Here is a 14195-nt window from a genome sequence, read left to right as displayed (position 1 = left end):
GGAAACAAGGCCCTGATGTGATGCGCCTTATTGCAAATACGACATATAGAACGGATAACAATACGGATTATTAACCAGTGAAGAGCTGAATTCCTGAACCGGTTCAGCTCTCCTTAAAAGGATTTGCCGATGAAGACAAAAACTGCAGCAACGGTTTGCGATGCTTTGCCGTGGGCACAGCAGATGCGCGATGCCGCCACTCCGGATGCGCTGAAAGCCGACCGTTTTGTTTCATTCCATGAAACTTCTCCCGGTATGCTGGAGCTCTCTGCCGGTGATACCACGCTGAAATTGAACTCGAAAAATCTGCAGGTGACGTTGCAGAAAGCCGGTCATGCATTTGTTCTGCGCACTCCGGACGATGCGGCGGCAAGACTGCGGGATGGTTCGGAGCATATAATAAAGCTCACCGACGCCGGGTCTGTTGCGATCTCAACCGAACAATGGGCCGGAATTTTCGGGATCAGATTATCCCTGTCCGGTTTTTCCGTCGGCGGCCGGTCTGCGGATTTGAAAGTCATTCTCTTTGCCGGTCTGGATTACGCGACCGGCGATGCGGTGTTTGAACTGCGACCGGTGGAAGAGGATACCGCGCTGCGACTGGCCAGCTGGCCCGGTGCGTTCGCGGGCGACGATGTCGATGCGACGATCGTGCCGCATACATCGGGACTGATGATCCCCCGGAATTGGCCGAAAGTAATCGACGCGCCTTATGCCGACTGCGGGAAAATCGGACTGGCTTACGGCCTTTCTCTATATATGCCATGGTGGGGCGTGACCCGCGGCGGCAAGTCGGCGATGCTGATCTTCGAAACTCCGGATGATGCGGGAATCCAGCTTTATCATTCGCCGGAAAACGGAACCACCGTTTCTCCCAAATGGATTCATTCCCTCGGAAAAATGAATTATACCCGGCGCGCCCGGCTTAAACTGGTCGACGGGAACTATGTCGCCATGGCCAGGACATATCGCAGGATCGCTCAGGAAAACGGAACGTTCCGTTCAACTGCGGACAAAATCGCCGAGCTTCCCAGGCTCGCCCGGCTGATCGGTTCACCGATCTTCCATGTGACGGCACGCCAGTACAACGTGCGGAGCGGAACGGATACGCTCTTCATCCCCTATGCCGAGCTGATTGAAAAGTTCGAACGCATTCAGCGGAAGTTCGGGCTCAGGAAGGCATACATTCATGTCGACGGCATCGGTTACCGGGGCTATGACAATCTTGAGCCGGATCAGATTCCGGTGGGAGAGAAAGCCGGCGGCAAGGAAGGTCTGAAAAAATTCCTCGCTTTCGCCCGTGAAAATGACTACATCGTGGTTTATCATCAGCAGTACCGCGATATGTATCTTGATGCTCCAAGTTACAACAAGGAGCTGCTGCTGTTGCGCGAAGACGGAACTCACCACATCGAAGACAGCTGGGCCGGGGGCGCCAACGCGCTGGTCTGTACGACCCGTTCACTGGACTATGTCAGGCGAAACAACACTTACCTCAGGGAAATTGGCGCGGCTCCCGACGGCTGTTATCTGGATGTATTTTCCGCTGTTTCCGGTGATGAATGCTACCATCATGAACACAGGATGACACGTTCCGACTCCTTCAGGCTCCGTCGGGCCTGCTTTGATTATATCCGCCGGAATTTCGGCATCGTCAGTTCGGAAGAAGCCGCCGACTGGACTGTCCGCACCCTGCATCTGGTTCACCATACCACCTGGGCGGTCAATCCGGAGTATGAGAATTTCGCGATACCGCTGCCGCTTTATGCTCTGGTTTATCATGATGCGATGATCGTACCGTTTGAAACCGGACGCCGGCGCGGTTCGTACTATTATTCGAAGCACGACATCCCGTTCCTGCACGCGCTGATTTCCGCCGGCATGCCCTATCTGTCGGTGGACGCTTCCGCCGAGGATGTCGAGGCGGCAGGGATTGTTGCGGAATTGCACGGGCGGGTCGCATTGCTGGAGATGACCGATCACAGGCAGCTGTCTCCGGACGGGCGCTGTCAGCAGGCTGTCTATGCCGACGGCACGGTTGTCACCGCCGACCAGAATTCCGGTGACTGGAGCATCTCATATCCCGGAAAGACGATGCGCGGCAATGCGCTGAACTGGAGCGTCGAAACAGAGTGGAACAATTGACGGACAACCGGATAAGAGGATGGAATATGAAATTCATGGTTTGCGGTTCAGGGGATGCTGTCGGGATTCCGGGGCTGTTCTGCCGTTGCCCGGTCTGCGTATCGGCGCGTGAAAATGGCGGAAAGGAGCGCCGTTCCCGCACCGGATATCTGCTGGGCGATGCGGTGAAGTTCGATTTCGGCCCCGATACAGCGATGCAGGCGCGCGAGCTGGGATTCGACCTGACGAAACTCAGGCGGATCTTCATCACCCACAGCCACTCCGACCACTTCGGCGCGGAGGAGCTGTGGAATCAGACACTTGGGGTTTCCGCGCCGGAACAAATCGTGACCCTCTACGGCAACACCGAAGTGTTGAAGCAGCTTGCGCCGTACCGGAATTTCGGTATCACGCTGCAAACGCAATTGCTCCGTTCCGGCGAAACCGTATCGTTCGACGGGATCCGGGTGACGGCGATTGCGACCGACCACATCCCCACCGAGGAGTGTCTGATGTATCTGATTGAAACTCCGGGAAAAAACGTATTGATCGCCAATGACAGCGACCGCTTCCCCGAATCGGCGTTCGCATTGCTGAAAAACCGCCGGGTCGACCACATCTTCATCGATGCGACCTGGGGCGTGGAGCACCGCGAACACCAGGGCCACATGGGTCTCCCGGCCATCCGTGAAATCGTCGCGCGTCTGCGGCGGCAAAACACGCTCACGCCGGAATCGCACATCTGGGCGGTTCACGTCTCCCATCTCGCCGCTCCGTTGCCCTGCACGAAATTTCCCGCCGCATTGGACGACAATCCATGCATGGAGTGGTCATACGACGGATTGACCGTCGATCTCGTCTGATATCCACGCAAAATCCCAACGAGCATACACGGAAAAGAGTTTCAGCTTCTGCTCGGTTGAAATATATCGCATTTTTAAGATGACTAGTGCGGATGGTTCCTGCTCGTTCCGATGGGAGCGAAATCCCCAATACTTTTATGGGCAAGGTGGGGGGGACTTGAACCGCGAGGGTTGAGCGTGTATTTTATCTGCCGGAGGATACGGCGGATTATGAATCTTACATCGGCAAATGCGGAGCGGCTGACGGCGGCGTGCGTATTGAGCGTGGTCGGCGGTTTTCTGGATATCTACACGTACCTTTACCGGGGGAAGGTGTTTGCGAATGCGGTGACCGGCAACATGGTGCTGTGCGGGTTTCACCTGGCGCACCGGGAGTGGCTGGCAAGTTCGAGATACGTGCTGGCGATCCTGTTCTATGCGCTGGGGATTTTCATTGCGGAAATCGTGCATCGCAAGCTGCCGGCGTTTCGGCGGGTCACGTGGCACCAGTGCGTGATTTTGCTGGAACTGGTCTGCCTGGCGCCGGTCTGCTTCATTCCATACGGAGAGTTCGACTTCATTGTGAATGCGTTGATTTCGTTCGTGTGCGCACTGCAGGTGCAGACGTTCCGCCGGGTGCAGGGATTGCCGTTCGCTTCGACGATGTGTACCGGAAACCTCCGCAGCGGCACGGAGGCGCTGTTTCACTGCTGCTTCGACCGGAAGCGCGAGGAGCTGCATAAGGCGCTGCACTACTACGGCGTGATCGTCTGCTTCATCTTCGGAGCCGCCGCCGGGGCGCTGCTTCTGCACGGGTTCGGACACTACGTCTTTCTGCTGGCTCCGGCCGGTCTGGGCGCGGTTTTTTTCCTGATCACGCCGCCGCGCGAGCTGGCCTCGTGGCGGCGCAGATTCCGCGGCCTGCTGAAACGGCGATAAGTTTACTGTTGCACCGCGGTGAAAAAGAGGCGCGGGAAGTGGAAGATGATTTCGCCGTTTTTCCGAAGCGGATACCGTTCCGTGATCCGGCGTAGGATTTCCGCCTCGAACGCTTCTTTCTTCGCCCCGGAGAGCGCGGCCAGATAGGGGCGCAGACCGGTGCCGCGATACCATTCGAGCAGCGCCTGATGGGAGGGCATGCGCTGGAAGTAAACCGTTTCCCACAGATGGAATTCCGGCGACAGCTCCGCCAGCAGGTCGAAGTAGTCGTCGGGCGGCAATGAGTACAGGATGCGCGGCGCGGGGAACAAGGGCTTCCACTCCGGTTCCGCGACCAGTTCGCGGATGATCCGGTGGACCGGCGCGTCGAAGTTGTTCGGAATCTGCACCGCCATCACGCCGCCGGGCGCGAGCTGCCCCATCATATTGCGCAGCAGCCGCGGATGATCCGGCACCCACTGGATGCAGGCGTTGGAAAAGACCACGTCGTAACTGCCGCCGAGTTCCGCGAAGTCGCCGGTCGCGTCGAACAGCCGGAACTCCAGCGCCGGATAATCCCGCCGGGCGGCTTCGATCATATTGGCTGAATTGTCGACGCCGAGGATGTGCGCTCCGGGGAAACGTTCCGCCAGCACCCGGGTGCTGTTGCCGGGGCCGCAGCCGAGGTCGAGAACCCGTTTCGGCGCTTCAAGTTCAATCCGGTTCGCGAGGTCGATCGCGGCCCGGCTCCGCTCTTTCTCGAATTTCAGATATTGCGTGGAATCCCATTCCGCCATGATGTGCTGTTCCTCCTCCATTGCTGCCATTGCTGTAATATGCCATCGATTCCACGAAATGCAACAGGAATTATTGAGCAGAATTTGACGAAATCTCAGGGCGGGAACGGGGGGAACGAATCCTGCGGAATCCGCCGGGGAAGATCAGTTCCCCTGATAGAGCGGGTAACGGTATTTGTCCGCCTCGGTGATCTCCCGCATCACCCGGCAGGGGACGCCGACGGCGACCACGTTGGCGGGAATGGACTTGGAAACTACGCTTCCGGCTCCGATGATGGAGTTGTCGCCGATGGTCACGCCGGCCAGGACGGTCGTTCCCGCCCCGATCCAGACGTTGTCGCCGACGGTGATCGGCTTGGCGATCTCCAGTCCGGCCTTGCGCTGTTCCGGATCGACGGGATGCTCGGCGGTCGTGAAGCAGCAGTTCGGAGCGATGAACACATGGTTCCCGAACGTCACTCTGGCGCCGTCGGTGATGATCAGGTTGTGGTTGGAGTAAAAGTAATCCCCGACGGAGATGTTGTATCCGTAATCGCACCAGAAGGGCGGAGTGAAGATCACGTTTTCCCCCATCTGCCCCAGCAGTTCGGCGAGGATGCGGCGCTGCGCCTCCCGGTCGTTGGGATTCAGCTGGTTATACTTGTAGCATTTGTCCTTGCATTTGCTGATTTCCGCTTCAAAGGCGGGATTGTAACACCCCTGAAACAGACAATTGATCGGAACGACCGGTTTATCATTCATCGTGTGAGGCTCCTGCTTGGAAAAATGTGTTTGCCGGATTCAATTGAAAAACAACAGGAAGTCAGTTTTGGGAAAAACGGGGAGATGAAAATACCGGAACACTGACCGGAAATTGTTGTAAGTTATTGGCGGAGAGAGAGGGATTCGAACCCTCGGTGACTTGCGCCACGGCGGTTTTCAAGACCGCTGCCTTAAACCACTCGACCATCTCTCCGGATGTGAATTGCTAAATATTGCGCCTGAAACCGTTTTTTTCAAGCGCAATATTTATTTTTGCCGGGATTATTTACCGGTGATGCTCTTCAGCAGCAGGTCGGTCACCGATTTCGCGAACGCGGCGGGATCGGGCAGGGGACTGCCTTCGGTCAGCAGCGCCTGGTCGAACAGCACTTTGGCGTAGGCCGTCAGCTCCGGAGCCTTGTCGTTCTTCAGATAGATGTCGAACAACCCTTCGATCAGCGGATGCTTCGGATTGAGTTCGAGGATGCGCTTGCTCTCCGGCACCTCCTGGTGCATCGCTTTGAAGAGACGTTCCAAGTGCGGGCTCAGCGCGTTGCCTTCGGTGATCAGGCAGCACGGGCTGTCGGTCAGCCGCGCCGAAAAGCGCACTTCGCTGACCTTGTCGCCCAGCGCGGTCTTCAGGAATTCCACCAGCTTGGCGAACTTCTCCTGCGCCGCTTTCAGCGTCTCCGCCGCGCCTTCGACTTCAAAGTCGCCCTTCGCGATCGACTTGAAGTTCTTCTTCTGGTACTGGAACATCGACTGCATCACCCAGTCGTCGATCGGGTCGGTCATGAACAGCACGTCGTACCCCTTGCTGCGGAAGTATTCCAGCGCCGGAGAGGAAGCGACCGATTCGCGCTTGTCGCCGGTGATGAAATAGATCTCCTTCTGGGATTCCGGCATCGCCTTCACATAGTCGTCGAGGGTGATCATCTTGCCGGCCTCGGTGTTCATGGATTCGTACATCACGAGATCCTTGAGCTTTTCGGCATTCGCGAAGTCGGTGTGCAGCCCCTCTTTCAGGATGCGGCCGAACTCCTTGAAGAACTTTTCATAGCTTTCGCGGTCGGTTTCGAGCAGTTTCTTCAATTCGCTGAGCACCTTGGTCGTCACGGTCTTTTCGATCTTGGCGAGGTGCGGGTTCTCCTGCAGGATTTCACGCGACACGTTCAGCGGCAGGTCGTTGGAATCCACCACGCCGCACACGAAGCGCAGGTAATCCGGGAGCAGCTGCTTGCACTCGTCGGTGATGAACACCCGCTTCACATAGAGCTGCAGCCCCTTCTTCTGGATGTCCGGCATCAGCAGATTGAACGGCGCCTCCTTCGGCAGGAACAGCAGCGCCTTGAATTCGCTGACGCCCTCCGCCGAAATGTGGATCGCCTTCAAATAATCGGTGCCGCCGAAGTTCGACAGATGCGAATAGAAGCTCTTGTACTCCTCCTCGGTGATTTCGGAGGGTTTCCGCAGCCAGATCGCCTTCTGCGAGTTGAGCACCTTGTCGGTGACGGTTTCGGTCTTGTCGTCGTTGACCTTGACCTCGGGCAGGATGATCGGGTATTCGATGAAGTCGGAATACTTCTTCACGATGCCGCTGATCTTCCAGCTTTCCAGATACTGTTCGGCGTCGCCTTTCAGATAGAGCTTGATTTCGGTGCCCGGCTCCTCCTTCGCGGCGGAGTCAAGCTCGTATTCGCCCTCTCCGTTGCTGGTCCAGCGGACCGCCGGGGCGTCGGAACCGGCCTTCTTTGTAGTCAGCTCCACCTTTTCGGCCACCATGAACGCCGAATAGAAACCGACGCCGAACTGGCCGATCAGCTCCGGCAGGTTCTCCTTGTCGCCCTTTTCCTCAAGCATCTGCAGAAAGGCTTTGGTGCCGCTCTTGGCGATGGTGCCGACGTTTTCGACGACCTCCTCCTCGGTCATGCCGATGCCGTTGTCGGTGATGGTCAGGGTTTTGTTCGGCTTGTCGATCGCGAGGCGGATCTCCCACTTTTTCGCGAGTTCGGGCCTGGTCAGGCTTTCAAAACGCACCTTGTCGATCGCGTCGGCGGCGTTGGCCACCAGTTCGCGCAGGAAAATATCGCGGTTGGAGTACAGCGAATGAATCATCAGATTCAGCAGCTGGCGTACTTCCGTCTTGAACTCTTTTTTCTGTCCCATAACAATAAAACCTCCTTGTGTAGTAAATGATATTGACGTTCCTGCCGGAACCGGATTCCAGATCCGGATTTCTGATATTCTATCATGCACAGAAAACAGGTTTCCGCCCGGAACATTTCAGGAATATAATTTTTTTTACCGAAAATTCAAGTCAAATCCGCTTCAGGCGTTGGAAAAATAATAAAATTGCGCTATAATTTACGGAATGGCATTATTTTGCGGAATTCCGGCGCTCCGGGGGAGGTGGGAATTCCGCGGTACTTTACAGAGCCGGCGCAGGCCGGACGGCGAAAGCCGTCCCGCCGAGGCCGAGAAATTCGGGAATGAGGGACTCATGAGCGAACAAGTTGACAATCTCCAATCCAATCGGCCCGTCGTCGTCGGAATTCCCGACGCGCTCCGGGATCTCCTGCATCAGCGCGAAGCGGTTTGCGCGGAGCTGGAACAACTGCCGTCGAAGGTGGTGGAGGATTATCCTGCCGAAATCGGGCGGCTGACCGCCGCGTTTCACGCTTTGCCGCTCCCTCCTCCCGAATATGCGGAAATTCTGGACAAGCGGTTCGCGGAAGCCGTGCAGGCCGCTGAAACCGCTGCCGCCGAAAACGAAGCGAAGCTCAAAGCGCGCGCCGCGAAGCTGGAGGCCGCCGCCGCTGTGACGGGCGAACTCGACGCGCTGATCGCCGCCGGCGACCTGGCGACGCTCGGCGAAGCGGAGGCGCTGGAACGCAAATGGAACGATATCGTGAATGCGGTCGGTGCCGACGCGGTGGATGCCGCCGGATTTGAAGCGAAGTTCCGGCCGCTCAAGGAGAAGCTGGATGCGGAAGCCGCTGCCGACCGGGAGAAGGCGGAAAAGGCGCTGAAGCTGGCGGAGGAGTTCACCGCCCTGACCGCCGGCGAGGATATGAATCTGCTGCATGACCGCAAAACCGAAATCGAGATCGAATATGCGGCGCTCGGGCGCGTTCCCAAGCAGGCCGCCGACCGTTATGTCGACGCGCTGCACAAAGCCGCGGCCCGGCTGGCGATGCACTATGAGACGCTCGACCTCGCCCGCTGGGAGAGCTACACGCACAAACTGGACCTCTGCGCCGAGCTGGACAAGCTCAACGCGGTGCCGGACAGCGAACTGCCCAAAGCGGCCAGGGCATTGCACGAACTGCGCGAGAAGTGGAAGAACCTCGGCGGTGTGCCCAAAGTCAAGAACGAAGAAATCAACACCCGTTATCTGGAGGCCACCCGCGCGCTTCAGCACCGGGTCGACGAGTATTTCGCGCAGCGCCGCCAGGAGCAGAAGCAGGCGGCCCTGACCAAGCAGGGGCTCTGCGAGCAGGCGGCCAAACTGGCCGATTCGACCGAGTGGAATGTGACCAGCGAGGCGTTCAAGACCCTGCAGGCGGCATGGAAGACGATTCCGCACGCCGGAGCGGCGGAAAAAACGCTTTACGCCAACTTCCGGGCTTCGGCGGACAAATTCTTCGGCGCGCGCAGCGCCTATTTCGACGAGCGCAACCGCAAGTTCGATGCGATCGCCGAAAAGAAACGCGCGCTGATTGCGGAAGCTGAAACACTGGCCGAGCAGTCCGGCGAACAGGCGGTCCGGCGCGCCAAGCAGCTCCGGGCCGAATATCAGAGCGCCGGTGCCGCCGGCCGGGCGGAGCCGGAACTCGCGGCGAAATTCAACGCCGCGATGGACAAATTCTTCTCCGGCTGCCGTGAGGCGTTCGCGGGGCGCGAGAACCGCAGCCGCGAATTGATCGCGGAGCTGGAACAACTTGGAACGGCGATCTCCGAACCGGGCGCGGCGGAGAAACGGTATCACGAGATTCAGCGCGAATTGCGCGAGCTGGCCTGCCGCCGGACTTTCGATCAGGAGAAGAAGGCGTGCGCCAGGTTCGAGCAGGCGCTCTCCGGCGCTCGCAAACGGGTGCTGGTCGACAAGCTGACGCTTGCCAAGACGGTGGCCCGTCCGCTGGCGGCCGCGTTTTCGGCGCTGAAGCGCGGCGAAACGGTCGACGAAGCATCGCTGGCGGTGGAGCATCTCGACCGCTTCGGGAAGCTGAACAGCGCGGCGCAGTTGCTGAAAAGCGCCATCGCCGGAGATGCGAAGGCGCTGGAGAGGCTCGAAAAGCAGGCCGCAGCGGCGGAAGCCGACCAGAACCGGATCTGTTCCGAGCTGGAAAAGCTGGTCGGCGTGAAGCAGGAGCCGGAGGAAGCCGCTCCGGCGCTCGACCTTGCCGCCGAGCTGCAGGCCGCCATCGCCGGGAACTTCGCGAAATCGAGTGCCCGGGCGGTGGAGAAGGTGGTCGACCCGAAGCAGCTGCTCAGCGAGTACCTGAATACGGGGCTGGTGGATGCCGAAACGCTGGAGCGTTCGTTTGAGCGGTTCGACAACGCCTATGGTAAATTGCGTTAACAACATCCTTTGTTGAAAGAGGTTATAAAATGAGTAAAGTCAGAGTCGCAGTTTTCGGCGCATCGGGTTATGCGGGCGAGGAACTGCTCCGTATCCTGTTGCGCCACCCCAACGCGGAAGTGGTCGCGATCACCTCCCGCAAAAACGCCGGCGAGCCGGTGTCCACGGTGTTTCCGCGCTTCACCGGCGCTCCGCTGACCTTCGTGGAGCCGAAGGTGGATGAGATCGCCGCGAAGTGCGATGCCGCGATCCTCGCACTGCCGCACGGGCTGGCGACCGAATACGCGATTCCGCTGTTGAAGGCGGGCGTGAAGGTGTTCGACATTTCCGCCGACTTCCGGCTCAAGAGCGCCGCGAAGTACAAGGAGTATTACAAGGTGGACCATCCGGCTCCGGAACTGCTCGCCAAGGCGGTCTACGGCCTGCCGGAGCGTTACCGCGATCAGCTCCGCACCGCCGATCTCGTCGCGTGCGCGGGGTGCTATCCGACCAGTTCGATCCTGCCGACCGCGCCGCTGCTGGCGGCGAAGCTGGTCAAGCCGACCGGTATCGCGGTGGTCAGTTGCTCCGGCGTGACCGGGGCGGGACGCAAGGTTGACCTGCCGTATATCTTCCCGGAGTGCAACGAGAGCCTGAAAGCCTACGGCGTCGTCGGCCACCGCCACCTGCCGGAAATCGAGCAGGAGATGGCGTTCGCAGCGGGCGTGCCGGAGATGGCGATCAACTTCATCCCGCACCTTGCTCCGATGAACCGCTGCATCAATTCGACGATCCTGATGGATGCCGCCGACGGCTGCACGCTGGAAAAAATCGGCGAAGTCTATGAACAGGCTTACGGCAAGGAGCAGTTCGTGCGGATTCTTCCCGCGAAGCGTTGCGCCGACACCAAATACGTGTCGATGACCAACACCTGCGAAATCGGTTACAACCTCGATCCGCACACCAACAAGGTGATCGTGACTTCGGTGATCGACAACCTGACCAAGGGCGCGTCGGGACAGGCGGTGCAGTGCATGAACATCCGCTTCGGCCTCGATGAAGCCGCCGGCCTGATCTGACCCCGGGGAGTGCAGACAAGAGTTCAGGGGAGAGCATGGTTGCCCGTGCTTCTCCCCTGATTTTTTGCCGCTTGAACCATTCAACGCAGCCTGGTGTGCGTAGATTCGTCTCCGCGTTCAGGCCGGACGTGAGCCGGTCTGTAAACTTGTGGTGAAATGCGGTCAAACGAGCACAGCGGCACTTCGCGCCGGCGATTACTCTTTTTCTTTCTTTTCGGTCAACTGCCGCAGGATTTCCCGGTCGAACTCCCGGAAGGGGCCGAGGGCGGTTCCGGCTTTCGTGTCATGGAACCAGTTGGTCAGCAGCCATGCGGGAACCGCCGCGATCACCGCGCCGGGCAGGTAGAAGGGCAGACCAATCTGGTGTCGACGTTTATACATATTCCGTGTTATCCTGAACTTGAAGGAATGGAGTGGTATGGCGCTATTTCTCTTAATGATTACCGGATATCGGCTGGAGAGCACGGAAACCGTGAAAAATGAAGAGGAAGCGGCGGCAGCATCTTGCATCAGACCGGTTGACCGGGTACATTAATGCAAATGAAATTTTTGATTCAAGCATGGAGTTGCGATGTTCGGATTTTATCGTCTGGCGGCGGCTGTCCCGGTGATCCGGGTGGCGGATGTCGAGTTCAACCTTTCTCAAATGCTGGAGTGCTACCGCGAAGCGTGCGTGAAACAGGCGGCGGCGGTCGTGTTCCCGGAACTTTCCGTGACCGGCTACTCCTGCGGCGACCTGTTTTTTCAGGAACGACTGCTGGAGCGGGCCGAGTCCGCGGCGGCCGGGTTCGCGAAGGCCACGGCAGGGCAGGGGACCGTCGCGATCTTCGGATTCCCGCTGAAGTTCGGCGAAGGCATCTACAACGTCGCCGCCGTCGCGCAGAACGGGATGATCCGGGGGCTGGTCCCTAAGTCGCTGCTGCCGAATTACCGGGAGTTCTACGAAAAGCGCCATTTCCGTTCCGGCGCGAAGGTTGCGGGCGAACTGGTGCGGATCGACCGGCGGCCGGTGCCGTTCGGCTCCGATCTGTGGTTCGACGGCGGACGCGGCTTCCGGTTCGCGGTCGAGCTTTGCGAGGACCTGTGGGGGGTGCGTCCGCCGTCGTCCGGCCTGGCCCTGGCCGGGGCGCGGGCGATCTTCAACCTCTCCGCCGGAACCGAACTCGCCTCCAAGGCCGCCTACCGCCGCGATCTGGTGAAACAGCAGAGCGCCCGCTGTCTTGCCGCCTATGTGCTGGCTTCGGCGGGGGTGCATGAATCCACCTCCGACGTGGTGTTCGGCGGCCATGCACTGATCGCCGACAACGGGCGGCTCGCGGCGGAAAACCGCCGGTTCGACCGCGGCAATTCGGTGATTTACGCCGACGTGGACTTCGGGCGGCTCGGCGCGGCGCGCTGTTCGGAAAGTTCCTTCAACGACAATGAACCGCTCGACCGCGTCTACCGCAGGGTTGAGCTGGAGGAGGCCGCCGGTTCGCCGGACCTCGAATTCGCGTACAATCCGCCCCGGCCCTTCGTACCGGAAGGGGCGGCGGACCGCCGTGAACGCTGCCTCGAAATCTTCGACATCCAGTGCGCCGGCCTCGCGAAGCGGATTGAACATACCCATGCGAAAACCATGGTGATCGGCATTTCCGGCGGGCTGGATTCGACGCTGGCGCTGCTGGTCGCGGCGGAGTGCTGCAAACTGCTCGGCCGCCCGGCTTCGGACATCGCCGCATTCACCATGCCCGGCTTCGGCACTACCGGCCGCACCTACAACAACGCGGTGAAACTCTGCAAACTGCTCGGCGTGACGCTGCGCGAGGTCGATATCAGGCCCGCCTGTCTGCGCCACTTCGAGGATATCGGCCACGATCCGGCGGTGCTCGACACCGCCTACGAAAACGTGCAGGCGCGCGAGCGGACCCAGATTCTGATGGATGTCGCGAACAAATCCGGCGGGATGGTGGTCGGTACCGGCGACCTCTCCGAAATCGCGCTCGGCTGGAGCACCTACAACGGCGACCACATGTCGATGTACGCGGTGAACTGTTCGATTCCGAAAACCCTGATCCGTTTCCTGATCGAAACCACCGCGGAGCGGGCCGAACCGGAGCTGGCGGCGGTGTTGCGCGACGTGATCGACACCCCGGTCAGCCCCGAGCTGCTGCCCGCCGCCGAGGACGGCACGATCAACCAGAAAACCGAGGACCTGATCGGCCCCTACGAGCTGCACGACTTCTTTCTGTACCACTTCATCAAGTACGGCGCGGAGCCGGAGAAGATCCGCTTCCTGGCTGAAGCGGCGTTCGAGGGGAGTTATCCGGCGGAGCTGATCGACCGGACGCTGGCGACTTTCCTGCGCCGCTTCTTCCAGCAGCAGTTCAAGCGCAACTGCATTCCGGACGGGCCGAAGGTCGGCACCATTTCGCTGTCGCCGCGCGGCGACTGGCGGATGCCCGCCGACGCTTCGTTCGCCGCCTGGCGCTGATCAGCGGAACTGCAGTTTGACTTCCTGCCGGAGCCGGACGAGCGCGACCCGGATTTTCGCGACCGCTTCGCAGAATTCGGTGATTTTGCTCTTCATGTTTTCGTCCTGCCGCGCGTTCCGGTCGCCGCTGGACCGGCGGATCTGCTTCAGGCTCCGGTTCACCTGATCGTTGAGCCAGTTTTCATAGGCGTCCGGATCGACCGTGGAGAGGGAGGCGGTTTTCTTGTCGGCCTTGCGCTTGCCCTGCCGGGACTGGAGCCGCTGGAACTCCCGGTCGTAGGCGGTCATGCCGGTCGCGGGAATCCGCACCGTGTAGCAGCTCGCCATCGAACGCTTCACATCCTCGTCGAACATGCGCTGCAATTTCATCATCTCTCCGGCGGTGTTGGGCTCAAACCGGATGCCCTGCCGGCTCAATTCGCGCTGGATATCCCGGCAGGTCCCCATTGTTTCGCGCAGCAGTTCCTTGGTCTGCTTGTGGTAATCGGAGTCGGGAGAACGGGCCAAAGCCGGCCAGAAGCGCGGTTCGAGCTTATCCAGCTGCTCCCCGAGCGTGTCGAGAAGATCGGCGCCGGAGAGCAGCGCCCCGGCCGTCAGCAGAATCGTCAACAATACAGTTCGCAACACCTTCGGCATTTGCCGCCTCCTTCCGCCGTGCTT

At 59.6% G+C, this 14195-nt stretch carries 11 protein-coding genes and 1 tRNA gene; 6 read left to right on the top strand and 6 right to left on the bottom strand.

Going from position 1 to position 14195, the window contains the following annotated elements; genetic code table 11:
- Positions 1-129: 129 nt before the first annotated feature.
- The 3 genes from C8D82_RS06335 (at position 130) to C8D82_RS06325 (ending at position 3905) form a co-directional block, all read left to right on the top strand.
- A complete protein-coding gene (locus C8D82_RS06335; RefSeq protein ID WP_133245090.1) occupies positions 130-2145 on the top strand; it encodes a DUF5696 domain-containing protein in 2016 nt (671 codons plus the stop codon).
- Positions 2146-2171: 26 nt separating this feature from the next.
- Complete coding sequence (locus tag C8D82_RS06330; protein ID WP_116883434.1) at positions 2172-2987, top strand: MBL fold metallo-hydrolase; 816 nt, start codon at positions 2172-2174, stop codon at positions 2985-2987.
- Between the two features lie 210 nt (positions 2988-3197).
- Positions 3198-3905, top strand: coding sequence for a YoaK family protein (locus C8D82_RS06325; protein ID WP_165832872.1), 708 nt, complete (start codon positions 3198-3200; stop codon positions 3903-3905).
- Between the two features lie 2 nt (positions 3906-3907).
- Here C8D82_RS06325 and C8D82_RS06320 read toward each other — a convergent pair whose 3' ends face one another.
- The 4 genes from C8D82_RS06320 to htpG form a co-directional block, all read right to left on the bottom strand.
- Entirely contained in the window at positions 3908-4681 is a 774-nt protein-coding gene (locus C8D82_RS06320; protein ID WP_116883505.1) for a methyltransferase domain-containing protein, read from the bottom strand.
- Between the two features lie 144 nt (positions 4682-4825).
- On the bottom strand, positions 4826-5422 hold the full coding sequence (locus C8D82_RS06315; RefSeq protein WP_116883432.1) for a sugar O-acetyltransferase: 597 nt from the start codon (positions 5420-5422) through the stop codon (positions 4826-4828).
- A 126-nt stretch (positions 5423-5548) separates the two neighbouring features.
- Positions 5549-5636, bottom strand: a tRNA-Ser gene (locus C8D82_RS06310).
- A 68-nt stretch (positions 5637-5704) separates the two neighbouring features.
- Positions 5705-7588: a molecular chaperone HtpG gene (gene htpG / locus C8D82_RS06305; RefSeq protein ID WP_116883431.1), complete on the bottom strand. Its 1884-nt coding sequence runs from the start codon at positions 7586-7588 to the stop codon at positions 5705-5707.
- A gap of 334 nt (positions 7589-7922) precedes the next feature.
- Here htpG and C8D82_RS06300 point away from each other — a divergent pair, with 334 nt between their 5' ends.
- Complete coding sequence (locus C8D82_RS06300; RefSeq protein WP_165832871.1) at positions 7923-10004, top strand: DUF349 domain-containing protein; 2082 nt, start codon at positions 7923-7925, stop codon at positions 10002-10004.
- Positions 10005-10033: 29 nt separating this feature from the next.
- Entirely contained in the window at positions 10034-11062 is a 1029-nt protein-coding gene (gene argC, locus C8D82_RS06295; RefSeq protein WP_116883429.1) for an N-acetyl-gamma-glutamyl-phosphate reductase, read from the top strand.
- Between the two features lie 195 nt (positions 11063-11257).
- On the opposite strand, the gene C8D82_RS06290 is transcribed toward argC, so the two are convergent.
- Entirely contained in the window at positions 11258-11443 is a 186-nt protein-coding gene (locus C8D82_RS06290; RefSeq protein WP_116883428.1) for a hypothetical protein, read from the bottom strand.
- A gap of 190 nt (positions 11444-11633) precedes the next feature.
- Here C8D82_RS06290 and C8D82_RS06285 point away from each other — a divergent pair, with 190 nt between their 5' ends.
- A complete protein-coding gene (locus C8D82_RS06285; protein ID WP_116883427.1) occupies positions 11634-13535 on the top strand; it encodes an NAD(+) synthase in 1902 nt (633 codons plus the stop codon).
- On the opposite strand, the gene C8D82_RS06280 is transcribed toward C8D82_RS06285, so the two are convergent.
- Positions 13536-14171, bottom strand: coding sequence for a hypothetical protein (locus C8D82_RS06280; protein ID WP_116883426.1), 636 nt, complete (start codon positions 14169-14171; stop codon positions 13536-13538).
- Positions 14172-14195 lie beyond the last annotated feature (24 nt).

This window comes from Victivallis vadensis (assembly GCF_003096415.1).
Lineage (GTDB): Bacteria > Verrucomicrobiota > Lentisphaeria > Victivallales > Victivallaceae > Victivallis > Victivallis vadensis.
Note: the sequence above shows the minus strand (reverse complement) of the source record. Positions and strands in the feature narration are given on the sequence as shown.